At 66.2% G+C, this 24,322-nt stretch carries 22 protein-coding genes and 2 tRNA genes; 16 read left to right on the forward strand and 8 right to left on the reverse strand.

Annotated features, from left to right (window positions below; genetic code table 11):
* The first annotated feature begins 187 nt into the window (after nucleotides 1–187).
* Nucleotides 188–1,357 (forward strand): DNA topoisomerase IB, encoded by a 1,170-nt coding sequence (locus tag QA642_RS01320; RefSeq protein WP_283083037.1) that lies wholly within the window; start codon nucleotides 188–190, stop codon nucleotides 1,355–1,357.
* 149 nt (nucleotides 1,358–1,506) lie between these two features.
* Here QA642_RS01320 and QA642_RS01325 read toward each other — a convergent pair whose 3' ends face one another.
* On the reverse strand, nucleotides 1,507–1,962 hold the full coding sequence (locus QA642_RS01325) for an SRPBCC family protein (RefSeq protein WP_283083038.1): 456 nt from the start codon (nucleotides 1,960–1,962) through the stop codon (nucleotides 1,507–1,509).
* A 112-nt stretch (nucleotides 1,963–2,074) separates the two neighbouring features.
* Here QA642_RS01325 and QA642_RS01330 point away from each other — a divergent pair, with 112 nt between their 5' ends.
* Complete coding sequence (locus QA642_RS01330) at nucleotides 2,075–3,169, forward strand: adenylate/guanylate cyclase domain-containing protein (RefSeq protein ID WP_283087132.1); 1,095 nt, start codon at nucleotides 2,075–2,077, stop codon at nucleotides 3,167–3,169.
* A 43-nt stretch (nucleotides 3,170–3,212) separates the two neighbouring features.
* On the opposite strand, the gene QA642_RS01335 is transcribed toward QA642_RS01330, so the two are convergent.
* The 4 genes from QA642_RS01335 to tsaD form a co-directional block, all read right to left on the reverse strand.
* Nucleotides 3,213–3,626 carry an EVE domain-containing protein gene (locus tag QA642_RS01335; RefSeq protein ID WP_283083039.1) on the reverse strand — a complete coding sequence of 138 codons (414 nt, stop codon included), beginning with the start codon at nucleotides 3,624–3,626 and terminating at the stop codon, nucleotides 3,213–3,215.
* Between the two features lie 94 nt (nucleotides 3,627–3,720).
* On the reverse strand, nucleotides 3,721–4,836 hold the full coding sequence (locus tag QA642_RS01340; RefSeq protein ID WP_283083040.1) for an alpha/beta hydrolase: 1,116 nt from the start codon (nucleotides 4,834–4,836) through the stop codon (nucleotides 3,721–3,723).
* A gap of 109 nt (nucleotides 4,837–4,945) precedes the next feature.
* The gene (locus QA642_RS01345; protein WP_283083041.1) at nucleotides 4,946–5,926 is read right to left on the reverse strand and encodes an NAD(P)H-dependent glycerol-3-phosphate dehydrogenase; all 981 of its coding nucleotides are present in this window, start codon (nucleotides 5,924–5,926) and stop codon (nucleotides 4,946–4,948) included.
* Between the two features lie 188 nt (nucleotides 5,927–6,114).
* A complete protein-coding gene (gene tsaD, locus QA642_RS01350; RefSeq protein ID WP_283083042.1) occupies nucleotides 6,115–7,188 on the reverse strand; it encodes a tRNA (adenosine(37)-N6)-threonylcarbamoyltransferase complex transferase subunit TsaD in 1,074 nt (357 codons plus the stop codon).
* A 141-nt stretch (nucleotides 7,189–7,329) separates the two neighbouring features.
* On the opposite strand from tsaD, the gene QA642_RS01355 reads away from it, so the two are divergent.
* From QA642_RS01355 to QA642_RS01370, 4 genes are all read left to right on the forward strand, one after another.
* Nucleotides 7,330–8,076, forward strand: a complete 747-nt coding sequence (locus QA642_RS01355; RefSeq protein WP_283083043.1) for a uroporphyrinogen-III synthase — start codon at nucleotides 7,330–7,332, stop codon at nucleotides 8,074–8,076.
* Between the two features lie 64 nt (nucleotides 8,077–8,140).
* Nucleotides 8,141–9,346 (forward strand): hypothetical protein, encoded by a 1,206-nt coding sequence (locus tag QA642_RS01360; RefSeq protein ID WP_283083044.1) that lies wholly within the window; start codon nucleotides 8,141–8,143, stop codon nucleotides 9,344–9,346.
* Between the two features lie 35 nt (nucleotides 9,347–9,381).
* A complete protein-coding gene (locus QA642_RS01365; RefSeq protein ID WP_283083045.1) occupies nucleotides 9,382–11,214 on the forward strand; it encodes a heme biosynthesis HemY N-terminal domain-containing protein in 1,833 nt (610 codons plus the stop codon).
* 100 nt (nucleotides 11,215–11,314) lie between these two features.
* Nucleotides 11,315–11,390 (forward strand) — tRNA-Thr (locus tag QA642_RS01370).
* 280 nt (nucleotides 11,391–11,670) lie between these two features.
* Here QA642_RS01370 and QA642_RS01375 read toward each other — a convergent pair.
* Nucleotides 11,671–12,726: a polysaccharide deacetylase family protein gene (locus tag QA642_RS01375; protein ID WP_283083046.1), complete on the reverse strand. Its 1,056-nt coding sequence runs from the start codon at nucleotides 12,724–12,726 to the stop codon at nucleotides 11,671–11,673.
* 253 nt (nucleotides 12,727–12,979) lie between these two features.
* Here QA642_RS01375 and QA642_RS01380 point away from each other — a divergent pair, with 253 nt between their 5' ends.
* The gene (locus QA642_RS01380) at nucleotides 12,980–13,288 is read left to right on the forward strand and encodes a hypothetical protein (protein ID WP_283083047.1); all 309 of its coding nucleotides are present in this window, start codon (nucleotides 12,980–12,982) and stop codon (nucleotides 13,286–13,288) included.
* A 173-nt stretch (nucleotides 13,289–13,461) separates the two neighbouring features.
* Nucleotides 13,462–13,677: a cysteine rich repeat-containing protein gene (locus QA642_RS01385; protein ID WP_027561760.1), complete on the forward strand. Its 216-nt coding sequence runs from the start codon at nucleotides 13,462–13,464 to the stop codon at nucleotides 13,675–13,677.
* A gap of 131 nt (nucleotides 13,678–13,808) precedes the next feature.
* Here the strand turns inward: QA642_RS01385 and QA642_RS01390 are convergent, their stop codons facing one another.
* A complete protein-coding gene (locus QA642_RS01390; protein WP_283083048.1) occupies nucleotides 13,809–15,497 on the reverse strand; it encodes an MFS transporter in 1,689 nt (562 codons plus the stop codon).
* 148 nt (nucleotides 15,498–15,645) lie between these two features.
* On the opposite strand from QA642_RS01390, the gene QA642_RS01395 reads away from it, so the two are divergent.
* The 7 genes from QA642_RS01395 (at nucleotide 15,646) to QA642_RS01425 (ending at nucleotide 23,641) form a co-directional block, all read left to right on the forward strand.
* A complete protein-coding gene (locus tag QA642_RS01395; protein ID WP_283083049.1) occupies nucleotides 15,646–17,019 on the forward strand; it encodes a hydrolase in 1,374 nt (457 codons plus the stop codon).
* 35 nt (nucleotides 17,020–17,054) lie between these two features.
* Nucleotides 17,055–18,425, forward strand: coding sequence for a cytochrome P450 (locus tag QA642_RS01400; RefSeq protein WP_283083050.1), 1,371 nt, complete (start codon nucleotides 17,055–17,057; stop codon nucleotides 18,423–18,425).
* 50 nt (nucleotides 18,426–18,475) lie between these two features.
* Nucleotides 18,476–19,885 (forward strand): adenylate/guanylate cyclase domain-containing protein, encoded by a 1,410-nt coding sequence (locus QA642_RS01405; protein WP_283083051.1) that lies wholly within the window; start codon nucleotides 18,476–18,478, stop codon nucleotides 19,883–19,885.
* 366 nt (nucleotides 19,886–20,251) lie between these two features.
* A complete protein-coding gene (locus tag QA642_RS01410; protein ID WP_283083052.1) occupies nucleotides 20,252–20,752 on the forward strand; it encodes a TerB family tellurite resistance protein in 501 nt (166 codons plus the stop codon).
* Nucleotides 20,753–20,978: 226 nt separating this feature from the next.
* Complete coding sequence (locus tag QA642_RS01415; RefSeq protein WP_283083053.1) at nucleotides 20,979–21,758, forward strand: SDR family oxidoreductase; 780 nt, start codon at nucleotides 20,979–20,981, stop codon at nucleotides 21,756–21,758.
* A 180-nt stretch (nucleotides 21,759–21,938) separates the two neighbouring features.
* Nucleotides 21,939–22,733, forward strand: coding sequence for a glutamine amidotransferase (locus QA642_RS01420; RefSeq protein ID WP_283083054.1), 795 nt, complete (start codon nucleotides 21,939–21,941; stop codon nucleotides 22,731–22,733).
* Between the two features lie 95 nt (nucleotides 22,734–22,828).
* Complete coding sequence (locus QA642_RS01425; protein ID WP_283083055.1) at nucleotides 22,829–23,641, forward strand: enoyl-CoA hydratase; 813 nt, start codon at nucleotides 22,829–22,831, stop codon at nucleotides 23,639–23,641.
* Between the two features lie 112 nt (nucleotides 23,642–23,753).
* On the opposite strand, the gene QA642_RS01430 is transcribed toward QA642_RS01425, so the two are convergent.
* Nucleotides 23,754–23,829, reverse strand: a tRNA-Ala gene (locus QA642_RS01430).
* Between the two features lie 188 nt (nucleotides 23,830–24,017).
* On the opposite strand from QA642_RS01430, the gene QA642_RS01435 reads away from it, so the two are divergent.
* Nucleotides 24,018–24,308 (forward strand): YggT family protein, encoded by a 291-nt coding sequence (locus QA642_RS01435; protein ID WP_283083056.1) that lies wholly within the window; start codon nucleotides 24,018–24,020, stop codon nucleotides 24,306–24,308.
* Nucleotides 24,309–24,322: the final 14 nt, after the last annotated feature.

Genomic DNA, 24,322 nt, shown 5'->3' on the forward strand with positions numbered 1-24,322 from the left:
AATAGGCCCCGCGCAGGGCGCCCATGCGCCTGATGGAGGTATTTAGGAACCGTCTGTCACTGATTCGGGACTCGCAATACGGTTCGGAACACCCTAAGTGGCTAACCCGGGTCCAAAAGAGACCCTAGGGAACAAAAATCAGAACAGCGGCATTGAACGACAACAAACAGGGTCAAGGCATAACACTATGATGGATCAGCAGAATCTCGGGACGATGCGGCCCGCTTCAGCCGATCCTGCCGCTATTGCGCTGGCTAAGGCCCTTGGACAATGGCCGAAACCGGCCGGTTCCGCCCGCCCCAGCCCGAAAAAAGTCTTCGACCAGGCGCCTGCGGCGACGGTCGAGGCCCTCGCGAGGGAGCTGGGCCTGCGGCTCGGCGACCAGAATGAGCTCACCATCCGCCGTATCAGGCGCGGCAAAGGCTATTCCTTCGTCCGTCCCAACGGCGCCCATATCCGCGACGCCCGCACCATCCGCCGTCTGCACGCCATGGCGGTGCCGCCGGCCTATCGCGAAGTGCGCTACTCCGCCGATCCGAACTCGCATCTCCAGGCCGTGGGACGCGATGCCGCGGGGCGGCTGCAATATCGCTATCACGCCGACTGGGAAAAGGTCCGCGAGCACCGCAAGGCGCATCGCCTGGAAAAGCTCGTCGGTGCGCTGCCAAAGATCCGGCGCAAGGTCTCGGCGTTCCTGTCGGGCGAGGAGCCGACGCGCGAATTCGCGCTCTCGGCCGTGATCGAGCTGATCGCGCGCACCGCGATCCGCCCCGGCAATGAATCCTATGCCCGCCTCAACGGCACCCGCGGCGCCACCACCCTGCTGAAGTCCAACGTCACGCTGGAAGACGACTGCTTCGTGCTGACCTTCAAGGCGAAGGGCGGCAAGGCGGTGCGGAAAGAGTGCGACGCGGCCAAGCTGGTCCGCGCCATCGGCATTTTGCAGGGGGTCCCCGGCAAGCGCATGTTCCAGTATCGCGATGCCTACGGCATCGTGCGCGCGGTCAACACCACGCAGGTGAACGCGTTCCTGCGCGAGATCGCCGGTATCAAGATTTCGCTGAAGGATTTTCGCACGCTGATGGCCTCTGCCGTCGTCGTGGAATCGCTCTCGCGGATCACGCCGGCGACCAGCCAGCGCGGCCGCAAGAAGCAGGTGCTGGATGCGATCCGCGCCGCCGCCGACAAGCTCTCCAACACGCCGGCGATCTGCCGCAAGAGCTACGTCCACGACACCATCGTCACGGCCTTCGAGGAGGGCATCCTCGAGCGTTTTGCGGCGACGATGAAAGGCCAGCGTTCGCAGGCGCGGCGCGAGCAGCTGCTGGCGCAGGTGGTGGCGACCGCGGCGGTTTAAGTCGTGCTGCCGCAGCTGTCGTAGGGTGGGCAAAGGCGCAAAGCGCCGTGCCCACCATCTCTCCGTGATCGCAAAAGTGAGCGGGCACGCGGAGCCCGTCATCGGGCGCGCGTTCGCGCGACCCGGTGGCTTTGCCCACCCTACGAGAGCTACGCCTTGGTTGATACACCCATGTCCGGGCCGGGATCGCCGCCCGCGGCCGCAGTGGTGAGCCGTCCCAGATAATGGGCCCACCCCGTCGCGTGCGCGGCCGCCTGCTCCTCGGTCGGCAGGCCGCTATGGGTCATGCGCAGCAGGGTGCCGCCGTCGCGTTCGATCAGGTCGATCTCGATCAGGCTCGAGCCGGGCGGCACTTCCTGTCCGCCCTCCCAGCCGAACGTGTAGGCGAGGCGGTGCACCGGCACGACCTCGCGGAAGGCGCCGCGGCCGACGCCGCCGCGCGGGCCGATGCCCCTCAGCAGATAGAGCCCGCCGGGATGCGGCTCGGTGGTCGCATCCGAGCCCATCCAGCTCAGGATCTTCTCGGGGTCGGTCAAATAGGCAAAGACGGTGGCGCGGGGGGCTGCGATCTGGGTCTCGCGTCGCACTACGAAGGACTCGGTCATCGGCGATCATCCATGGTCTTGCCTTGGGCTGACGATGGGACATGGCGGCGCCACGGGGCTCCGTCAAGGATTGCTCGTGACAAAGTCGGTCTCGCTTCGCCATCATCGGATCATGCAGCTCTCCCCTACCCTCGCCTGGCTCGTCGACGCCGCCTCGGACAGTCCCGGGGCCGACCGCCTGCTGGCGGAACTCGGCGCGCATCTGGTCGCCGACGGCCTGCCGCTTGCGGCCGGCAGCCTGACGCTGGAGGTGCCGGATCCCTTGATCGCGAAACGGACCTGGCTGTGGCGTGCCGACACCGGCCGGGTGATCGAAGCGCTCGGCTTTGCACCCGGCGGCCTCGCGCCCGACCTACCCAACGATGCCGGCCGCCGCTGGCTGCGCGACATCGCGGCCGGCGAGGTGCACGAAGACGTCGTCGGACGGCAAGATGGCCCGCTGCTCGGCTGGATCGGACCGCGGCCGTTCACATCGGGCGAAATCGCGCAATTGCGCGAAGCGGCGCGCTTTGCCGCGACGCCGCTTGCCGTGCTCGCCGCCCGCGCCACCTTGCGCGCGACGCTGGAGGCCTATCTCGGCAAGCGCAGCGCGGCGCGCGTGCTGGCCGCGCCGCTGCGGCGCGATCTCGGCGAGACCATCCAGGCGGCGCTGCTCTATGCGGATCTGCGCAATTTCACAACCTTGTCGGAGACCACACCACCTGCCGATGTCATCGCGGCGCTCGATGCCTGGTTCGATCGCATCGCCGGCGCGGTCCATGCCTTTGGCGGTGAGGTGCTGAAATTCATCGGCGATGGCGTGCTTGCGATCTTTCCGGTGGTCGAGGCGTCACCGCGCCATGCCTGCGATGCCGCGCTGCGTGCCGCAGGCGCGGCCGAAGCCGGCATGGCGTATCTCAACGCGGAGCGCAGCGCGCAAGGACTGCCGCCGCTGTGGTTCGGCGCCGCGCTTCATCTCGGCGAGATCCTGTGGGGGAATATCGGCGCCGCCAACCGGCTCGACTTCACCGCGATTGGTCCCGCCGTCAATCTCGCCAGCAGGCTCGAGGGATTGTGCAAGCCGCTGGGCAGGACCGTGCTGGTGTCGGGCGCGCTTGCGGCGGAGACGGAGATGCAGCTGATCGCGCTCGGACTGCACAAGCTGCGCGGCATTGCCTCGCCGTGCGAGGTGCTCGCGCTGCCGGAGACGCAAGCGCGGATTCCGTAGGGTGGGCATGCTTCGCTTTGCCCACCCTACAATTCGTGGCGGATTAGACCCCGCCCATCTTGCAGACCAGCTTCCACTCCTCCGCCGTGACCGGCTGCACCGACAGGCGCGAATATTTCACCAGTGCCATGTCTGCGAGCTTCTTCTCGGCCTTGATCGCGGCCATCGTCACCGGCGTCTTCAAGGGCTTGTCAGCCTTGATGTCGACGCAGACGAACTTCTCGGTCTTGTCGGTCGGATCAGGGTAGGCCTCCTTGATGATCTCCGCGATGCCGACGATCTCCTTGCCCTCGTTGGAATGATAGAAGAACGCCTTGTCGCCCTTCTTCATGTTCACGAGGTTCTGGCGCGCGGTGTAATTGCGTACGCCGGTCCAGGCTTCGCCCTTGGCGCCCTTCGCGACCTGCTGGTCCCAGGACCACACCGAGGGTTCGGATTTCACCAGCCAGTAGTTCATCGCAATCTGCCCCGTTCCTGGATACGCCGGTGCGATGTTTAGGGCACGCGGATGCCCGCGACAAGCGCGGGCATCCGCGGGTCCATCGCAGCCCTCACTCCTTCAGATATCGATCGAAGAACTTTGCGATGTCGGTGAAGGCTTCCTTCGTCTCGGGCACGTTGATGTTGAACTGGTACTGCGCGTGAGACTGGCCCTCATAGACGTTGAGATCAGCGATCACGCCGGCGCGCCGCAATTTTCGATGCGTGCGAACCGTGTTGCTGAGGAACAGATCGCGCGTGCCCGATGTCAGGATGGTCGGCGGAAAGCCCTTGAAGTCGCCGTAGATCGGCGAGATGTAGGGATTCTTCAGGTCCGTCCCGTTGGCATAGAGCTTTGCGGCGCGGCCGAGCCAGCCGTCCCAGGTCACCAGCACGTTGTCGACCCACTCGTTGCTGGCATAGGTGTCGCCGACCTTGTCGATGTCGGACCACGGCGTGCCCGGCGCGATCGCCGCCGGCCTCGGTAGCTTCTCGTCCCTGGCCCGCAGCACCATCGCGAGCGTCATCGCGCCGCCCGTCGACGTGCCGAAGATCGCCATGCGGCGGGAGTCGTGGTCCCTGGTGACCTCCTTCCAGACCGCCATCGCATCGTCCATCGCGGCGGGATAGGGAAAATCGGGCGGCATACGGTAGTCGACCGAGATGACCTTGAAGCCGCCAAAGCCCGCCATCATGATCGCCTCCGGCAACGCGGCTTCACCCGGCCCGAACACATAACCGCCGCCATGGACGTGGACCAGGAGGCGCCGCCGGTTCTCGGGCGGGATCTTGCTGGGCGTGACGATAAAACAATGCACGCCGGCAATCTTGGTCTCCTCGACCTTGACGCCGAGCTTCTCCTTCATCGTCGGAACGTTCGCGATCGACAGCTTTGCGCGCCGCTCGATCAGCTCCTTCCACTCCGCCGGGGTTTTGGGATCTGCATTGAAGTGCGGCGGAAATGGCGCGCCGATCATGGCCTGCATGTCGGAGCTGACGTCATTGGAGGGATTGGCGATGGATTTGACGGGCGCGACCCGCTTGCCGTTTTCGGCATTGGCGGCCGCCTCGTTCTTGGCGAGCTCGTCATAGGAGATCGCGGCCTCGGTGTAGGCCATGGTCGGTAAGGAAATGGCGGCAAGTGTAACGATGGCGATCGAAACGATCGCGTGCTGCGGTTTGCGCATGCGGTTTCCCCTGGGATCCGTTTGATTATTGTTGGACCGGGATCCTGCGGTGTACCGCCAGGCTAGACCAGCGTGCACAGGCCGTGAAGTGCCACCCGACGCTCGGGTGCTATTCCTCGGCCTTGAAGGGGCGCGTCAGCAATCCCTCGATCGCAGCGTCGATCGTCAATCTGCCGTCCAGGATGGCGGCGACCGCCTGCGAGACCGGCATGTCGACGTTCCGCGCCGCTGCGAGCTCGACCAGCACCGGCGCGGTGAACGCACCTTCCGCCAGCTTGCCCGCCGGCGCGGCCTCGCCGCGGCCGAGCGCGATACCGAGCGCGAAATTGCGCGATTGCGCGGTCGAGCAGCTCAGCAAGAGGTCGCCGAGGCCGGAGAGGCCCGAGAGCGTTTCCGTGCGCGCGCCGCAGGCGCGCCCAAACCGCGCCAACTCGCTGAAGCCGCGCGTAGTCAGCGCGGCGAGTGCGGAAGCGCCGAGGTTGCGGCCGACCACGATGCCGGCGGCAATCGCCAGCACGTTCTTGGCGGCGCCGCCGATCTCGACACCGCGGATGTCGGTGGAGTGATAGGGCCGGAACGTCGGCGAGCCCAGCGCCTGCACCAGCGCGCTCGCCAAGGCTTCGTCCTTCGCTGCAAGCGTCACCGCCGTGGGCAGGCCGCGCGCGACGTCGTCGGCAAAGCTCGGGCCCGACAGGATCGCCGGCTGCGCGTGCGGCGCGGCTTCCGCGATGACATCAGTCATGAATTTGTGGGTGCCGTGCTCGATACCCTTGGCGCAGGCAATGATCGGCGCCGGCTTCGCCAGATGCGAGGCGAGCATGTTGACCGCACCGCGCAGATGCTGAGCCGGAGTTGCGATCAGGATCATGTCGGCACGTGCGGCGCCGGCAAGCTCGTGCGTGACGGCGATCTCAGGCGCCAGCCGTACGCCGGGCAGCCGCGGATTCACGCGGGTCGATGCGATCCGCGCCGCGTGCTCCGCTGTGCGCGCCCACAGCGTCACGTTCCGCCCGGCGCGCGCCGCCACGGTCGCCAGCGCCGTGCCCCAGGCGCCGGCCCCGATCACAGCGACGGACTGGAACGCGGTCATGGCTCGATCTCTCCACTCCCTCTCCCCGCTTGCGGGGAGAGGGCTGGGGTGAGGGGGAGGCTCCGCGGGGACGGTGACAGAGAGACTCGCGGAGAGTCCCCCTCACACGGATTGCATCTGCGATGCAATCCGACCTCTCCCCGCACGCGGGGCGAGGTGAAGCTGAGCTCGTGGCGACACCAGACCATTCAGTATCCCGCCCGCGTCTTGCCGTAGCCCGCCGGCGCCGTCGCGTTGGCATCGAGCAGCCAGCGTGCGCGCGGCTGGGCTTCCATCGTGTCGGTCAGGCCGAGCGCGAGGCGTTCGGCGCCGGCCCAGGCGATCATCGCGCCATTGTCGGTGCAGAGCGCGGGCGGCGGCATGATCAGCTGCGTTCCAGCCTGCCGCGCGACGTCATCCAGCGCGCCGCGGATCGCCTGATTGGCGGCGACGCCGCCGGCCGCCACCAGCGCGCGCGGCGCGCCGAACTGCTCGCGAAAGAGCTTCAGGCCAACACTCAACCGGTCGGCAGTCGAATCGAGCACTGCGGCCTGGAAGCTGGCGCAGAGATCGCTGATGTCCTGCGGCGTGATTTTGCCGAGCCGGCTCGCCTCGGTGCGCACCGCGGTCTTCAATCCCGACAGCGAGAAATTGGCGTCGGGGCGCCCCTGCATCGGCCGCGGAAACGCAAACCGCGTAGCATCGCCGTTCGCCGCCGCGCGCTCGACCTGTGGGCCGCCCGGATAGGGCAGACCCAGCATCTTCGCGACCTTGTCGAAGGCCTCGCCGATCGCATCGTCGACAGTGGTGCCGAGCCGCACATATTGGCCGACGCCGGTGACCGCGACGATCTGGGTATGGCCGCCGGAGGCGAGGAAGAGGCAATAGGGAAATTCGATCCCATCGGTGAGGCGCGGCGTCAGCGCATGCGCCTCCAGATGGTTCACCGCGACCAGCGGCGTGTCATGCACCATCGCGATCGCCTTCGCGGTGGTGAGCCCGACGATGACGCCGCCGATCAGGCCCGGTCCCGCGGCCGCCGCGACACCGTCGAGCTCGGCGAAGCCGATGCCGGCCTCGCTCATGGCGCGGTCGATGATGCCGTCGAGCAGGTCGACATGCGCGCGTGCGGCGATCTCCGGAACGACGCCGCCGAAGCGGGCGTGTTCCTCGACCTGCGACCGCACGATGTTGGACAGGATCCTGCCGGCACCGTCAGGCGCGCGCTCGATCACGGCCGCGGCGGTCTCGTCGCAGGTGGTTTCGATGCCCAATACCAGCATTGGCGAATTGTTATCCAATTTGCGCCCTTGCGCTCATCCGGAAAGCAGAGTTCTGGTAACGCGGTAGCATTCCGGGGTCGGCTTGCGCAATCGTCACGCGCGGCCGTCCTCGTCAATGCGTCGTGCCCGGGAACACCAGCGATGTCCATTCTTGTCACACGGCCGCATCCTGACAATGAGGCGACCGCCGACAATCTGCGTGCGCGGGGCCATGCGGTGCTGCTCGCGCCGGTGCTCAAGTTCGAGCCGGTCGCTTTCCATGACGAGAGCGAGGCGGGCTATGGCGCCATCATCGTGACGTCCGCCAATGCGATCCGCGCCGTGGCGCCGCAGTTGCGGGATCTCGGGCTTGTGGAGCTGCCGCTGTTTGCCGTCGGCGAGCATACGGCCGCTGTTGCGCGCGAGACCGGCTTCACGAATGTGATCGTCGCCGGCGGCGATGCCGCTTCCTTGCGCGACAAGGTGATGCAGAGCGCGCGCGAGAAGCTGCTAGAGGCAAAAAGCACGCTGCTTTATCTCGCGGGTGCGGATCTGTCGCGCGATCTCGGCGGCGAGCTCGGTGCGGAAGGATTCAGCGTGGTGACGCAGACGACCTATCGCATGGCGCCGGTCAAAATTCTTCCGCGCGAGGTCTGCGACGGATTCGCTGCTCAAGGGATCGAGGCGGTGCTGCATTACTCCCGGCGCAGCGCGCGGGCGTTCCTGGATGCGGCGCGCGATGAAGGCGTTGAAATTTCGGCATTGGCGATCCCACAATGCTGCCTGTCCGAGAACGTGGCCGCTGTGCTGCGCGAGGCCGGTGCGTCGCAGGTTCTGGTGGCTGCAACGCCAGACGAAAATGCCTTATTTGATACCTTGGAGCGTGCTTTGAGGACCCGTTTGGCGTAAGAGGTCGGGCCGAATCCGACGCAATCGGGTCCGCTCTGGTATGGAAGTGTGAGGAACCGTCACGATGGCCGACGACAAGCCTGAAGGTACAGGATTGGCCCCCGAGTCCGGCCGTGCCAAGCGGACACCGCCGACCATCGACCTCGAGGCGACTGATGTCTCGACCCAGCCGCAGGAGACGGCGGGTGAGCCTGAAGCTCCGCCGGAGCCCGCCGAGCCCGAGCAGGCAAAATCCGAGCCGGCCACTGCCGAGCCGGAGCACGTCGAGGAGCAGGCCGCGGCCGCGCCCGCTCCCGCCTCGCCACCGGTTTCGCCCTGGGTCATTGCGCCGTTCGCCGGTGCCGTCGCTGCCGCGCTCGTCATCGCCGTCGGCTGGCTGCTGGGCTGGCCTGCCGTGCAGGCGCCGCCTGCCGAGCCGCAAGTGACGAGCGCGACCGTCGATGCGCTCGCCGGTCGCGTCGCCGCGGTCGAAGCCAAGGCGGGCAGGCCCGCCGCCGATCCCGCTATGGCGGCGCGGATCGACGCGCTGGAAAAATCCGCAAGCTCCTTGCGCAGCGACATCGCCAATCTGCGCGCGCAGTCCGACAAGACCGCGAGCGCCCTGAACGACGCGAAACCCGCACCAAGCATTGTCGCGCCCGATCTTGCCGCTCTCAACGAGCGCGTCGCGCAACTCGAGCGCGCCAGCAGGACCGAGAGGGCCGAGCTCGCGCAGCAGGGCGAGAAGATCGCCAATGCCAAGCCAGTGGACGACAAGCCGCTGCGCCATGTGGTGGCAGCGGCCCTGCTCGACGTCGCCGTTCGCCACGGCGATCCCTATCAGTCGCAGCTGTCCGCAGCGCGGTCGTTCGCAGCCAAGCCCGACATGCTCAAGCCGCTCGATGCGTTTGCGGCGGCGGGCATCCCGACGCCGGTCGCGCTGAGCCGCGAGCTGCTCAACATCGTGCCCAAGCTCTCGCCGCCGGCGGAAACGCCGGCCGCGGGTGCCGGCATCGTCGAGCGTCTTCAGGCCGGAGCGTCGAAGCTCGTCCGCATCGAGCGCACCGACGGGGTCGGCAACGATCGCGGCGCGATTGTTGCGCGGGTCACGGCTGCGGCGCTGCGCAACGATTTCGTCGAGGCGCGGCGCGAGCTGAAGACGCTGACGGAAGCCGATCGCGCGCCGGCGCAGGCCTGGCTCGACAAGGCCGATGCGCGCGACGCCGCGCTCGCCGCCTCACGCAAATTCGCAGACGACGCCATGGCGGATCTCGCCAAGCCTGTTCAATAAGGTTCGCGCAATAATCAGCGCGTATAGGGATCGCCATGCTTCGCATCGTCCTCTTCCTTGTCCTGATTGCGCTGGCAGCGGCCGGCGCGGCCTGGGTTGCCGATCAGCCTGGCGATCTCGTCCTGACCGCAGGCGGTTTCCGCGCCTCGACGACGTTGCCGAGGTTCGTGTTCCTGCTTGGCGTCTTTGCCGCTGTTGTCGTGCTGGTCTGGAGCATCGTGACGATGGTCTGGCGCGCACCCGGGCGCTTGCGCCGCCGCAGCCGCGAGAAGCGCCACGCACGCGGCCGCCACGCCATCACCCACGGCCTGCTCGCGATCGGCCATGGCGATATCGGGCTTGCGCGCCGTCATGCCGAATCTGCCCGGCGGCTTGCGCCGAACGATCCGCTGGCGCTGCTGCTGCACGCGCAGTCGGCCCAGCTCGAAGGCAACCGCGACGAGGCCCAGCGCGTCTTCCGCGCCATGGCCGAGCGCGAGGATACCCGCCTGCTCGGCCTGCGCGGCCTGTTCATCGAGGCGCAGCGCGCCGACGATGCGGTCGGTGCCGTCATGATCGCGGAAGAAGCGATCAAGCTGTCGCCGTCCTCGACCTGGGCCTCGCATGCCGTGCTCGGCTTCCGCTGCGCGCGCGGCGACTGGAGCGGCGCGCTCGCGATTCTCGATTCCAATCTCGCCGCGGGCCTGATCGACAAGAAGGCCTATCGGCGGCAGCGCGGCGTGCTGCTCACCGCACGCTCGCTGGAACTGGAGACCATGGACCGCGACGTGGCGCGCGAGAGCGTGATGGAGGCGATCAAGCTCGCGCCGACTTTGGTGCCGGCCGCGGTGCTTGCCGCGAAATTCGAGAGCGAGGCGCATCAGGTGCGCCGTGCCATGAAGCTGGTCGAGGCCGCCTGGCTCGCCAATCCGCATCCCGATCTCGCCGATGCCTATGCGCATGTGAAGCTCGGCGATTCCGCGCGGCAGCGCCTGCAGCGGGTCGAGACGCTCGCAGCCAAGACGCCCGCCGACAAGCCCGGCCATGTCGAGGGCCAGCTCGCGATCGCGCGTGCCGCGATCGATGCGTCCGAATTCGCGCGGGCGCGCGAGGTGCTGGCGCCTTACGTCAACGATCCGACCCAGCGTGTCGCGCTGCTGATGGCCGAGCTCGAGCGCGCCGAGCATGGCGACAGCGGCCGGGCCCGCGCCTGGACATTGCGCGCGGTGCGTGCCCGCCACGATCCGGCCTGGACCGCGGACGGCTATGTCAGCGACCGCTGGCGGCCGGTCTCCCCGGTCACCGGCCGGCTCGACGCCTTCCAGTGGCACACGCCGGTCGCAAGCCTTCCCTCCGACAAGGGCACCACGATCGAATCCTCGGCCTTCGAGGAGGCCATGCTGGCCGCCCCGCCGCCGAAGCGGGTGACGGCGGCGCCGACCGAAACCCCGGTGGAACCGCCCGCGGCCACGCCCGTTCCGGCGCCGGCCGCCCAGGACAATTCGCCTCCCGAGGCCAAGGAGGTCGTCGACGAGCCCATCAAGGAAACCGTCAAGGAAGCTCCCAAGGAGGCTTCCAAGGAAGCTTCGAAGGAAGTCGCCAAGGAGGAGCCGGCCGCCCCGCCCGCCGAGCCGGTCAAATCGGCTGCCGAAATCGCCGAATCATCGCCGGTTGCGGCAACCCCGGTGTTCCGGACCCGCGCCGACCTCGGCATGCCTGCTTCCGTGCCGATCCAGGCCGTCATTCCGATCGTCCGCGCCCCCGACGATCCCGGGATCGACGATGACGGCCCGAGCGATGAATTCACGGAACAAATCGGCACGCCCAAGGGCCACGCCAAGGCCCAGCTCGGCGGCTGGCGCGGATTCTGGTCCCGCTGGGGCGCGTGAGGCGCATTTCGCCTCCCGCTTGTCCTTGCCAATTCGGGCCATGCCCGATATCAGGAGCGCGCGTATCGGGACCGGCATCGCCGAGATCCCGGCAGGGTTCGCCGCAATAGCTCAGTCGGTAGAGCACGTCATTCGTAATGACGGGGTCGGGGGTTCGAATCCCTCTTGCGGCACCAGCGCCTAGTTTGTCCGGCCCGGAGACATAGGTCACGGATCGTACCTAAGAGATGGGTGACAACCTCGTGCCGAACGGGTTGTCGAGGGTTGCAGGGTTTTCTGCTCCAGGTCGAAATATCCCAAATCATAGTGCATGAAGCTGACGAGCCAAATGCCGTCGTCGACCTCCTTGATGCCGGGCTTGACCCGGGCATCCACGTCTTCGGCCTTGCTCCAAGAACGTGGATGGCCGGGACGAGCCCGGCCATGACGCAAGAGATCTGCAGCTGATCGGTCTCGTTACTGCGAAACCGTCTGCACCACGCTCGAGATCGGGCGCGTGTTCGTGCCCGCGGTCGGCACCTTCATGTCCTTCATCAGCGCCTCGTCATATTCCGGCAGCGTCTGAAGCGTCGTCTTGGCTTTCATCTGCACGACCTTGTAGCCGCCGGCCTTCAGCCGCGCGAGCAGCGCCGGCAGCGCTTCGCCGGTATGCTTCTGGAAGTCGTGCATCAGGATGATGCCCTTGCCGAGCTTGTCGAGCCGCGTCATCACCGTCTCGATGATCTTCTCCGGCGTCGCGCCCTTCCGGAAATCGAAGGAGTCGATATCGGTCGAGAACATCGCGACGTTGCGGGTGCCGAAATAGCTCACGATCGCCGGATTGTGCTGAAGCTGCGGGAAGCGGAAGAACGGCGCGGGGTTGGCACCGAGCGCGAATTTCACCGCGCTGATGCCCTTTTCGACCTCGTCCTTGGCCATCTGCTCGGTCATCTTCTTGCCGTTCAGATTGACGTGCGACCAGGTGTGAGTGCCGACCGTATGGCCCTGGGCCAGCACCTGGCGCAGGATTTCGGGATGATAGGTCGCATGCTTGCCGACCGAGAAGAACAGGCCCTTGGTGCATTCATCCGCGAGCGCCTTCAGCACCGCGGGCGTGTTCACCGGCCAGGGACCGTCGTCGAAGGTCAGCACGACCTCCTTGTCGGTGAGGAAGTCGAACTGCTTGAAATGATCGAAGCCGAAGCCGGGGCCGCCGGTGGTGTCGATCTCGACCACGCGGGAGACGCCCAGCGCGTTCGGATTGGCGCAGGCCTGTTTCGGCTGCATCGGCATGGCCGGGGCGGGCGCGGGTGCCTGGGCAAATGCCGTCGGCCTGGCCGCGACCGTGGCGGTGGTCTCGACGTCGTCCCTGGCGGCGAGCCTCGCCGGTGCCGGGAGCGGATCGGCGGCACGGGCGGCAACTGTTTTGGGAGCGCCCTGGTCGGCGCGCGCGGAATAATAAAACCAACCGCCGGCGGCGATCACGACCGCGGCAACTACACTGGCCAGCATCAGGCCCAACGCATTACGCATCGCTACTCTTTCCAATTACGCAACCAAACCGGCGGAATCCCCCGCGCGACGAGCCATTAATGCGAAGGAACAGTTAACGTGACACCAACACGACAGCGGATGCGGTGGAATTTCAGCGGGGTGCGCCAAAGTGACCGATGTCACAGAGGAGGGGGCGCCCGTGACCGTCATCACAGTGGAAACTGTTTTGGCGGAGCATCGTAGTTCCCATCAACAACGGGCCCGCCGTTCGCGGCGCCATTGGGAGCTTCAAATGACCAAGTCCTTCTCGGCCAAGTCCTTGAGTAGCAAGATTCGCGACACCGGCCTGGCGCTGGGCTTTGCCGCCATCGTCTCGATCGTGTCGACGACCTCGAGCTTCGCCTTCTCGGCCGAAGCGCAGCAGATGTGCACGGGCGATGCCTTCCGCCTCTGCTCGTCGGAAATTCCCAACATCCCGAAGATCACCGCATGCATGATGAAGCATCGCTCGGATCTGAGCGCCGGCTGCCGCGCGGTGATGGACAAGGACCTCGCCAAGGGCGCCTCACGCAAGGTCGCTGACGCTCAGGACAGTCATTAAGAGAACTTGCAACGCCGCAAGCGTCGCGATCTGCGAGGTCCCCACGCGATGTGCCCCGGCGTCAAGCCGGAGCCACGCGGCAGCGACGGTGTCTGCTGCCAATAAAGCCGTTGCGGCTGAGAGATCGTCGCACTAGCTTCGCCCCACCTTCTTTCGGGTAAAGGCATTGCGCGATGACCAGATTTCTTTTCACTGTTTCTTTGCTTCTGTGCGCATCGGCTGCGTCCGCGCAACAGCAGCCCGGTCACGATGCCTGTGCGCGTGATGTCAGCCGTCACTGCCGCGCCGTGATGAACAATGGCGATGGCGCCGTGCTCGCCTGCCTGAAGCAGAACCGCTCCCGCCTCAGCAAGGCCTGCGACAAGGTGCTGACCGACCACGGGCAGTGACTGTCATTCCGGGGCGCGCGAAGCGCGAACCCGGAATCCACCGAGTGGCATATGCGTTGGGAAATGGATTCTCTGATGCGCAATTGCGCATCATAGTTCGTGCCTGATGGTCCGTCCCGGAATGACGCGGCTTACGTGCTGCTCCCCGCCGCAGTCGCGACCACCGGCAGCACCTCCTTGCTGCCGCGGTCCGGCGTCTCTTCCTTCCAGCGCACCGAGCCGAACGGCCGTTCCAGCATGCGGCGGACGCGTACCGGCTCGGGGCCGATGTGGAAATCGATCGCCTGTTGATGCAGCGCGCGTTCGGACAGCGTCGAGCGGTTGCGCTGGCGTAGGTAATCGAACCAGGTCGGGCAGTGATAGCGCTCGGTCCACAATTCGGGATCGGCGATGTCGCGCGCGATCGACCAGCCATAGGCGCCGTTGCGCTGCCTCGAGAGCTGCACGTCCTGCATCACATTGTGAAAGGCGCGCGCATTCTCCTGGGACACGCGATATTCGATCTCGACCACCAGCGGCCCGCTGCGCCCGGTGATCGACAGCTTCACCTCGGGATCGGCCAGCACGTCGGCGTCCTCGTTGCGGGCGCCGACGCGCGGCATCGTGAGCCAGATCCCGAGCAGCGGCGAGATCAGCATCAGGCCGGCAGCAACCAGCAGCGCGACCTCGACGCCGGCATAGTCGGTGAGATGGCCCCAGCCCCAGGCGCCGATCGCGATGCCGCCGGAGATCGAGGCCTGGAACGCCGCGAGCGAGCGGCCGGCGACCCAGCGCGGCGCCGAGAGCTGCACGCCGATGTTGAACAGCGCCACCGCCGCCATCCAGACCGCGCCGGCGAGCACCAGCGCGGTTGCGGTCAGCACCGGCTCGGTGCTCACGGCAAGGGCGGCCATCGCGAACGCCATCGAGATGGTGCAGGCGCGGATCGCGGCCTCGCCGCTCATGCGCTTGCGCAATTCGTGGATGTTGAGCGCACCGACCACGGCGCCCATGCCGAACGCGCCGAGCATGATGCCGTAAGTCTGCGCGCCGCCATGCAACAGGTCGCGCGCGACCAGCGGCATCAGCGCCATGATGGCGCCGCCGATCAGGCCCATCACCAGCGTGCGCAGCAGCACGATCTTGATCGGCGGCGAATTGGTGATGTAGCGGAAGCCCGAGACCATGGCGCGGTTGAGCTTCTCCCGCGGCAGGCGCGACGGCTCCACCGAGCGGCGCCAGAGCAGCAGCACCACCAGCAGCGGCAGATAGAGGATCGCATTGCAGGCGAACGCGGCGACGGCGCCGAGTGCGGCGACGATGACGCCGCCGACCGCGGGACCGAAGCTGCGCGCGATGTTGTAGCTGATGCCGTTCAGCGCGACGGCCGAGGGCAATGCTTCGGGCGGCACCTGCTCGCTGACCGAGGATTGCCAGGCCGGCCCGAACAGCGCGTTGCCGCTGCCGACGACGAAGCAGAAGGCGAGCAGCGTCTCCGGCGTGATCAGTTTGAGCCCGGCCAGGATCGTCAGCGCGGACGCGCCGGTCAGCGCGATCGCGAGCGAGACCAGGGTCACGATGCGGCGGTCATACATGTCGGCGATGGCGCCAGCCGGCATCGAGATCAGCATGATCGGCAGCATCAGGGCGGTCTGCACCAGCGCCACCTGGTCGGCGGAAGCCGACATCTGCGTCATCGCCCAGGCCGCGCCCACGCCCTGGATGAGGAGGCCGAGATTGGAGAGCAGGCTGGCGAGCCAGATGCGCCGGAACACGGTGAACCGCAGCGGCGCGGTGATGCCGTCGGCGGCCAATTTCTGACGGTTCGGCTGCTCGGTCATATCCCCTTCCATATGGGCTGGCAGAAGTGGGCTTGGAGTGGTTTTCGGGTGATTCCGGCAAAGTCAGTGATGCCCGCGAAAGTCCTTCGCTGTCCAGTGGTTAGGCCGGTATAAGCGGTGCAAAGATGGTTTTGCCGGGGAGGAACAGATGAGGCTGTCGCGACGGACGATCCTGCTGGGGGCGGGCAGTTTGCCTTTCGCGGTTGCGAGCCTGCGGACGGGCGCGCTGGCACAATCGGCACCGATAGCGGCGCAGCTTCCGGAGATACCTCCGATCCTGTTCGTCCATGGCAATGGCGACTATGACGCGCTCTGGATGACGACGCTTTGGCGGATGGAATCCAACGGCATCGCGCGTGATCGCATGATGGCGATCAATTTCACGGATCCCCTGGCGCGCAGCGACGACACGGTCGAGCAGGCCGGTCGCTCCTCGATCGAGGACCAGCGCCGCGAGCTTGCCGCCGCCATCGCGGACCTGAAGCGCCGAACTGGCGCTCCGCGCGTGGCGCTGGTCGGCAGCTCGCGCGGTGGCAATGCGATCCGCAACGTCATCAGAAGCGGCGGGGCCGGCGACGTCAGCCACGCCGTCTTGTGCGGCACGCCCAATCACGGCGTGTTCGCGACTGACGATCAGCCCAACAACGAGTTCAATGGCCGCGGCCCGTTCCTGCGCGGCCTGAACGAGGGCGAGAGTGAGGTGACGCCGGGCGTTGCCTTCCTGACCTTGCGCAGCGACGGCATGGACAAATATGCGCAAGCCGACGGCCGCTTCATCGGCAAGCCCGGCACGCCGACCAATGTGACCAACGAGGGGCCGGAGCTGAAAGGCGCCACCAATCTCGTGCTCGGCGCGCTCGACCATCGCGAGGTGGCCTTCCACCCGCGCGCCTTCCGGGAGATCTACAAGTTCATCGCGGGACGCGAGCCCGCGCGGATCGCGATCGTGCCGGAGCAGAGCGTCAGGCTGAGCGGCCTCGTCACGGGCACCCCGGGCGGCGCGCCAACCAATCGTCCGGTCGCGGGCGCTACCGTCGATGTCTTCCGCGTCGATCCCCAGACCGGCGAGCGCATTGGCAATGCGGTGCACAGCGCGAAGACCGGAATCGACGGCCGTTGGGGCGTGGTGCAGGTCGATCCTTCATGGTCGCTCGAATTCGTCCTGACATCGTCGGAGGCGCCGACGACGCACATCTACCGCTCGCCGTTCCCGCGCTCGTCCGATCTCGTGCATCTCAGGCCTGCGCGCCCGCTCGGCCCCGCAGACAAGGATGCCGGCGCGGTCGTGATCATGTCGCGCCCGCGCGGCTATTTGGGCCTGCCGCGGGACGTGGTGCTGTTCGACGGCAAGGAGCCGGCCGACGTCAAGCCGGGCGTGCCCACGGATGCGGCGGCAACCTTGCGTCTGCCCGCCAGCGAGGTCGGGCGTAACATCGTGGCCCAGTTCGGCGAAGAACGGATTGTGGCACGGCTCTGGCCTGCCGCCGAGAACAGGATTGCGATTGCCGAGCTGACTTACTAGCTATTGACCTGCGCCATATCTCTCGGGAGGGAGCCATGAATATCGCCAGTGTGCGTCGGCCCATCGTCCCCCCGGCCCCGCCGCGCGCGCCCGACGACATGTCGTTCCTCGGCCGCGTCGCGGTAATCAGGCGCAACATGATCGCAACCTGGGGCCAGCGTGCCTACGAGGAAGAGGTCATCAAGGGCCGCTTCTTCCTCCGCAACAGTTTCATCCTGAACCAGCCGGATGCGATCCGGCACGTGCTGCTCAGCAATTACGAGAATTACACGCGCACGCCGGCCGGCATCCGCATGCTGCGTCCCGTGCTCGGCGACGGCCTTCTGATCGCGGAAGGCCATTCCTGGACGTTTCAGCGCCGCACGCTCGCGCCGGCCTTCACGCCGCGCGCGACCGCGAATCTGGTTCCGCACATGACCGCGGTGCTCGACGAGACCATTGCGAAGCTCGAAACGCGCACGAGCGAGCCGGTCGATCTGCGCGAGATCTTGCAGCGCATGACGCTGGAGATCGCCGGGCGGACGATGTTCTCGTTCGGGATGGATCGGCACGGGCCGACCTTGCGCAATTTCGTCATGGAGTACGGCGAGCGGTTGGGACGGCCGTATTTCCTCGACATGCTGTTGCCGGTGTCCTGGCCGACCCCGATGGATTTCGCCCGCGCCCGCTTCCGCGAGCGCTGGACCGAATTCGTCGCGATGCTGATCGCCGAGCGGCGCAAGATGGGCAAGAAGGACGGCGCGCCGCCGCGCGACCTGTTCGATCTCATGGACGCCGCACGCGATCCCGAGACCGGCAAGGGCTTTTCCGACGAGCAGCTCGTCGACGAGGTCGCGACCATGATCCTCGCTGGTCACGAGACCACCGCGACCGCGCTGTTCTGGGCGCTCTATCTGCTCGCGCTCGATCCGGAGACGCAGGAGGAGGTGGCGCTCGAGACAAGCGGCGAGCATCTCGACAGCATGGCCGACATCGACCGGCAGAAATTCACCCGCGCGGTGATCGAGGAGACGATGCGGCTCTATCCGCCCGCTTTCCTGGTCGCGCGTGCGGCGCGCGAGAAGGACAATGCGGCCGGCGTCGAGATCGGCAAGGGCGACATCATCATGATCGCGCCCTGGCTGCTGCACCGGCACGAGAAGCTGTGGGACCAGCCGAATGCGTTCATTCCAAAACGATTCATGTCGGCGGAGGCGCCCGATCGCTTCACCTATCTGCCGTTCGGCGCGGGGCCGCGCGTCTGCGTCGGCGCGCCGTTCGCACAGGCCGAATCGGTGCTGGCGCTGGCGCGCCTGATCGGCGCGTTCCGCGTCGAGCTCGCCGATACGACGAATCCAGTGATTCCGCTCGGCGTCGTCACGACCCAGCCGGACCACTCACCCATGTTCCGCATCACGCGTCGGTGACAGGCGATGGCCTGGCCGATGGCGTGACCCAAGAGAGATAGAGTTGCGCCATGAGCGACATCCAGGCCCAGTTTTCCGTTCTGAAGCAGACCGCCGACGCCAAGGTGGTCGATGCGATCGCGCGGATGATCGCGGACGGCGAGGATCACGAACTCAACCGCGTCAATGTGCTCGACTTCGCGAGGCACCATGGCGTCGACGAAGAGCACGCGATCTCCACCTTCCTGCACGCGGCGCGGCTCGGATTGTTCGATCTCGGCTGGAACGTGTTGTGCCCCGGCTGCGGCGGCGTGCTGGGCGCCCACACGACGCTGAAGGCGCTCAAGCCGGACGATTACCACTGCGCGCTCTGCGCCTGCGGCTACAAGGCTTCGGTCGACGATCAGGTCGAGGTCTCCTTCACCGTGAATCCGCGTGTCCGGCGCATCGCCGCGCATGACCCCGATACGCTGCCGGTGTGGGAGTATTTCAAGCAGGTGTTCTGGAGCTCGGGCGTCGACTTCAACAAGGAATCGTTTGCGACGCTGGCTAACGAGGTGACGCTGGATACGATGGAGCTGCCGGCCGGCGAGAAGGCGACGATGTCGCTGCAGCTGCCGAACGACTTCATCATCATCTTCGAGCCGGTGACGCACGCCGCCCAGTTCATCGACGTCCAGGGCGAGCCGACCAAGGATCGCCAGCAGCTCGCCATCATGTACAACAAGGTGCAGGCGCCGACCGGGACCACGACGATGCGGCCGGGTCCGCTGCGGCTGTCGCTGGAGAACCAGGCCGGCGTGCGCGTGCTGCCGTCTGTGTTCATCGCGGCCGAGGCGCTTCATCATCTCATCGGCAAGCGCAAGCCGTTCCTCACCGCCAAGCGCATGCTGTCGAACCAGACCTTTCGCGACGTGTTCAAGGCGGACAATCTCAGCCTCGATCAGCGACTCCAGATCACCTCCCTCACCTTCCTGTTCACCGACCTGAAGGGCTCGACCGCGCTCTACGAGCGCGTCGGCGATCTCGCCGCCTTCGATCTCGTGCGCGCGCATTTCCACGCGTTGCTCGAGATCATCTCCTCCGAGAAGGGCGCGGTGGTGAAGACCATCGGCGATGCCGTGATGGCGACCTTCGTCCGTCCCGAGCACGCGATCGTTGCCGGCCTGCGGATGCGCGCGGCGATGGACGAGCTCAACAGGCAGCGCGGCACCGCCGACCTCATCGTCAAGATCGGCATCCACGAAGGGCCGTGTCTCGCGGTGATGCTGAACGAGCGGCAGGATTATTTCGGCCAGACCGTCAACATCGCCGCGCGCGTGCAGAGCCTGTCGACCGCGCAGGAGATCCACATCACGGGCCCGGTGCTCGATGCTCCCGCGGTCGCCGAGGTGCTCGAGCGTCGCGCGATCAAGCCGATCCAGAAGCAGGCCGCGCTGCGCGGCATCGCCGACAAGATGGTGGTGTACGAGATACCGTGAGTGATGGTCGCGGTCCCACACACTCTCCGTCATTGCGAGGAGCACTTGCGACGAAGCAATCCAGAATCTCTCCGTGGCGGCAGTCTGGATTGCTTCGCTACGCTCGCAATGACGACGTGGAGATGGATGCGCACTACACTTTCCTTCGTCATGCCCGGGCTTGATCGGGGCATCCACTTCTTTGCTAGCGGATATACGTGGATGGCCGGGACAAGCCCGGCCATGACGGTGAATGCGGCAGCCCAGATTGCCGAAACGTAATGGCGCGCGCAACTGACGCACATTGCGCCGGTTGGGTTTCCCGCTCATATAATGCTGGTCACGGCCGCGCTTGTTGCGGCGTCATCGATTTCGGTAGGACCTTATATGCTCGACGGCCTGCGCCAGTTCATCGCCGACATTGTCGCCCCGCATGACCAGAATCGCGCCTTCGACGACGGCGATTATCGCCTGGCCGCGACCGCGCTGCTGGTCCACGTGGTGTCGCTGGATGGCCAGCCGACGGCAGCCGAGCAGCGCAAGCTGCACAGCCTGATTGAAAGCCATTTCGGGCTCGATCGCGGCACCGCGGACCGGCTGATCGCGGATGCGACCCAGGTCGAGGGCGAGGCGGTCGATCTGTATCATTTCACCAGCGTCATCATGCGCTCGCTCGACGAAGAGGGCCGCAAGCGCATCGTCCGGATGATGTGGGAGCTGGTCTATGCGGACGGCCAGGTCACCGAGTTCGAGGACAACGTCGTCTGGCGCGCCTCCGATCTGCTCGGGATCTCCCAGCGCGACCGCATCGACTTGAAGCATGCCATTGCCGAGCGCGCCGGTGGCCAAAACGGTAGCCAGGTCAAGGACGACGCCATCGGCGGCTGAGCCGATTCGGCCCGGCGGCCTGCCGGTTGTACCGACCACATGACGAAACTTTAATGTAGCCGCCGCAGCGCCGGTATCGGCTTCACCCGCAAATTCCGCGGTTTTCCTGCGCGCCCTGTCGCCGGTTCAAGCGGCCATGCTGACAGCACCGCTTGCCTGCCACGCATGGCCTATGCTCTCGTTCCGGCATTGCGGGGCAAAAACTTCAATTCAAGAGACGTCGATCGTGACTGAGCGGGTAACGTTGATCACCGGTGCCTCGGCGGGGATAGGTACGGAGCTGGCGCGCGTGTTCGCCGCCAATGGTCACCGTCTCGCATTGACGGCGCGACGGGCGGACCGGCTTGAGGCGCTCGCGAACGAGCTGTCCACCAAGTGCGGCAAGAAGCCGATCGTGATCGCCTGCGATCTTCAGGACACCGACGCCGGCGAGAGGATCGCTGCGGCGCTTGCGGCCGAAGGTGTCGAGCTCGACCATCTTGTCAACAACGCCGGCTTCGGCGTGTTCGGCGATGCCATCGAGCGCGACCGCGACGAGCAGGTCGGCATCGTCGACGTCAACGTCAGGGCGCTGACCGATCTGTCGCTGCGCTTTGCCGATCAGCTGATCCGGAACAAGGGCGGCCTTCTCAATGTCGGGTCGGTCGCGGGTTTCCTGCCCGGCCCCGGCATGGCCGTCTACTACGCCTCCAAAGCCTATGTGATTTCCCTGACCGAAGCGCTGCGGGCGGAGCTTGCGCCGCGCGGCGTTCGCGTCACCGTGCTTTGCCCGGGTCCGGTGCCGACCGAATTCCAGGCACGCGCCGGCGTCGGCTCCGGACATGATACGGCGCTGCTCAATGTGTCGGCCACGGCGGTTGCGCGTGAGGCCTATCGCGGCCTGATGGCCAACAAACGGGCAGTGCTGCCCGGCCTCGGCATCAAGATCGTGCCCTTCGCGCTGCGATTCTTTCCGCGCGGCTTCATCCTGTCCGCCACCAGCCGGTTTCAGCGGCAGCGGCGCTGAATTTGTTGTTTTGACGCGTTTTCGAGCGAACCGGTATCCGCTTCGCTCGAAAACGCTTTGAGCGCCCCCGTAGTGGCCCGGAGCTTGCTTTAATCTCGAGGCGTGTGTGCGCGAACTCACACGATGTTAACCTTCGCTTAGCTATGCTGGCGAACTGAACCGATAGCACTCGCAGAGGCCATGTCGTTCCGGACGGACAGGTTTGGTGGCGCAGAACTGGTACCCTTCCGAAAGAGGGCGCCGGGCGCCGCCGCCTCCGAACCCCTTCTGCCGGTGCTGATCGTCCTGCATCAGGAATCCTCGACACCCGGCCGCGTCGGCAATGCGCTGCGCGCGCTCGGCCATCGTCTCGACATTCGCCGTCCTCGCTTCGGCGATCCCTTGCCTGAAACGCTCGACCGCCATGCCGGCGCCGTGATCTTCGGAGGCCCGATGAGCGCCAACGATCCCGACGATTACATCCGCCGCGAGATCGACTGGATCGAAATTGCGCTCCGCGAACAGCGGCCGCTCCTCGGCATCTGCCTGGGCGCGCAGATGCTGGCGATGCAGCTCGGTGCGCGCGTCGCGCCGCATGCGCAGGCGCTGACCCAGATCGGCTACTATCCGATCCGCCCGACCGCCGCAGGACACGCGCTCTGCCCGGACTGGCCGGCGCAGGTCTATCACTGGCATCGCGAAGGCTTCGAACTGCCGCGGGGTGCCGAATTGCTGGCGGAAGGCGATGATTTTCCGATCCAGGCGTTCCGCGCCGGCAATGCGTTCGGCGTGCAGTTCCATCCCGACGTGACCTACGCGATGATGCATTGCTGGACCACGCGCGGCTATGACGGCCTCAGCGCGCCCGGCGCGCGCGAGCGGCATCATCATTTCGCGGATCGTGCCGTGCACGACGTGGCAGAGCGTGCCTGGCTCGATCATTTCATCGACGGCTGGCTGGCGCGCCGCGTGGTGCTGGCGCAAGCCGCCGAGTGATCGCGTCTTCGCGCAAGTCCTTGCTCTCCCCCTCTGTATGCTAGGCTCGCTGCCAACGAGCATGCGCGAACGCGTGCCGGCAAAGGGAGAGCGCCATGGCCTACGAGCACATTCTCTATGAGGTGAACGACAAGATCGCGACCATCACGCTCAACCGTCCCGATCGCATGAATGCGTGGACGCCGATCATGGAGCGCGATGTGCGCCATGCGATGGAAGCCTCGAGCGCCGACGACAATGTCCGCGTGATCGTGCTGACAGGCGCGGGCCGTGCCTTCTGCGCCGGCGCCGACATGGATGCGCTGAAAGGGCTCGATCCCAACGACGTCAGGCGCGCATCAAATCTGCCGCCGTTCGACATGAACCGCAGGCCGGACTGGCAGACGCGCTACGGCTTCTATCCATCGATCGGTAAGCCCGTCATCGCGATGCTCAACGGCGCGACCGCCGGCATCGGCCTCGTCCACGCGCTCTATTGCGACCTGCGCTTTGCCGCCGACAATACGGTGTTCACGACGGCCTTCGCGCGGCGCGGCCTGATCGCCGAGCACGGCATGTCCTGGATGCTGCCGCGCATCGTCGGCCACGCCAATGCACTGGATCTCTTGCTCTCGGCGAGGCGCGTCTCCAGCGAGGAGGCGCTGCGGATTGGGCTGGTGAACCGGCTGTGCTCGCCGGAAAAGCTGCGCGAGGAGACCTACGCCTATGCGCGCGACCTCGCCGATTTCGTCTCGCCGAGCGCGATGGCCGTGATCAAGCGTCAGCTCTACGAGGTGCCGTTCCAGACCCTGACCGAGGCGACGATCGAGGCCAACAGGGAGATGATGGTGGCGCTGAACGGGAGCGATTTCCGGGAGGGCGTCGCGAGCTTCATGGAGAAGCGGCCGCCAAGGTTTACGGGGAGGTAGGGGGGAGCTGATCGGAGACAGTCCGTCTTCGCCCTGCGGGCTACGCCGGACACCACGCTTCGCCCTTCAGGCTCCGCGCGGCTGCGCCACGCGTAGCCTGAAGGGCGAAGCGTGGTGGAGCCAGGCGGGATCGAACCGCCGACCTCGTCATTGCGAACGACGCGCTCTCCCAGCTGAGCTATGGCCCCTTTGCTGGCCGCTCTGGTAAACGCGGCCGACAACCGGGCGCCATTTAATTCCCCGCCAAGGTCAAGTCAAGGACGGGGTGTAAGGGGGTTTTAGCCATCCGGGCACCGACTTCCCTTGTTTGGGCCGGGGGGAACCGATATCTAGCGAAAGACATCAATCCCACCCGCAGCCAGAGTCTTCAAAAGCCATGCGTGCCGTTCTCGACATCGTCATCATCGTGCTCGACCTCTACGTCTGGCTGCTGATCGCCTCCGCGATCCTGTCCTGGCTGATCGCCTTCAACGTCGTGAACACCCGCAATCAGTTCGTGTCGGCGGTGGCGGAGTTCCTGTACCGGATCACCGAGCCGGTCCTGGCGCCGATTCGCAATTTCCTGCCGAGCCTCGGCGGCCTCGACATCTCGCCGATCATCGTGATTCTGATCATCATGTTCATCGAGCGGGTAATTCTGTACTACATCTACCCCAACGTGATCTGAGCAGGCTGGAGCGC

Origin of the sequence: Bradyrhizobium sp. CB2312 (assembly GCF_029714425.1) — a bacterium.
In the GTDB taxonomy this organism is placed as follows: Bacteria; Pseudomonadota; Alphaproteobacteria; order Rhizobiales; family Xanthobacteraceae; genus Bradyrhizobium.

Bases quoted from the DNA above. Each gene is read 5' to 3' on its own strand.
- QA642_RS01320 (WP_283083037.1), top strand. From the start codon at position 188: ATGATGGATCAGCAGAATCTCGGGACGATGCGGCCCGCTTCAGCCGAT.
- QA642_RS01325 (WP_283083038.1), bottom strand. From the start codon at position 1,962: ATGACCGAGTCCTTCGTAGTGCGACGCGAGACCCAGATCGCAGCCCCC.
- QA642_RS01330 (WP_283087132.1), top strand. From the start codon at position 2,075: ATGCAGCTCTCCCCTACCCTCGCCTGGCTCGTCGACGCCGCCTCGGAC.
- QA642_RS01335 (WP_283083039.1), bottom strand. From the start codon at position 3,626: ATGAACTACTGGCTGGTGAAATCCGAACCCTCGGTGTGGTCCTGGGAC.
- QA642_RS01340 (WP_283083040.1), bottom strand. From the start codon at position 4,836: ATGCGCAAACCGCAGCACGCGATCGTTTCGATCGCCATCGTTACACTT.
- QA642_RS01345 (WP_283083041.1), bottom strand. From the start codon at position 5,926: ATGACCGCGTTCCAGTCCGTCGCTGTGATCGGGGCCGGCGCCTGGGGC.
- tsaD (WP_283083042.1), bottom strand. From the start codon at position 7,188: ATGCTGGTATTGGGCATCGAAACCACCTGCGACGAGACCGCCGCGGCC.
- QA642_RS01355 (WP_283083043.1), top strand. From the start codon at position 7,330: ATGTCCATTCTTGTCACACGGCCGCATCCTGACAATGAGGCGACCGCC.
- QA642_RS01360 (WP_283083044.1), top strand. From the start codon at position 8,141: ATGGCCGACGACAAGCCTGAAGGTACAGGATTGGCCCCCGAGTCCGGC.
- QA642_RS01365 (WP_283083045.1), top strand. From the start codon at position 9,382: ATGCTTCGCATCGTCCTCTTCCTTGTCCTGATTGCGCTGGCAGCGGCC.
- QA642_RS01375 (WP_283083046.1), bottom strand. From the start codon at position 12,726: ATGCGTAATGCGTTGGGCCTGATGCTGGCCAGTGTAGTTGCCGCGGTC.
- QA642_RS01380 (WP_283083047.1), top strand. From the start codon at position 12,980: ATGACCAAGTCCTTCTCGGCCAAGTCCTTGAGTAGCAAGATTCGCGAC.
- QA642_RS01385 (WP_027561760.1), top strand. From the start codon at position 13,462: ATGACCAGATTTCTTTTCACTGTTTCTTTGCTTCTGTGCGCATCGGCT.
- QA642_RS01390 (WP_283083048.1), bottom strand. From the start codon at position 15,497: ATGACCGAGCAGCCGAACCGTCAGAAATTGGCCGCCGACGGCATCACC.
- QA642_RS01395 (WP_283083049.1), top strand. From the start codon at position 15,646: ATGAGGCTGTCGCGACGGACGATCCTGCTGGGGGCGGGCAGTTTGCCT.
- QA642_RS01400 (WP_283083050.1), top strand. From the start codon at position 17,055: ATGAATATCGCCAGTGTGCGTCGGCCCATCGTCCCCCCGGCCCCGCCG.
- QA642_RS01405 (WP_283083051.1), top strand. From the start codon at position 18,476: ATGAGCGACATCCAGGCCCAGTTTTCCGTTCTGAAGCAGACCGCCGAC.
- QA642_RS01410 (WP_283083052.1), top strand. From the start codon at position 20,252: ATGCTCGACGGCCTGCGCCAGTTCATCGCCGACATTGTCGCCCCGCAT.
- QA642_RS01420 (WP_283083054.1), top strand. From the start codon at position 21,939: ATGTCGTTCCGGACGGACAGGTTTGGTGGCGCAGAACTGGTACCCTTC.
- QA642_RS01425 (WP_283083055.1), top strand. From the start codon at position 22,829: ATGGCCTACGAGCACATTCTCTATGAGGTGAACGACAAGATCGCGACC.
- QA642_RS01435 (WP_283083056.1), top strand. From the start codon at position 24,018: ATGCGTGCCGTTCTCGACATCGTCATCATCGTGCTCGACCTCTACGTC.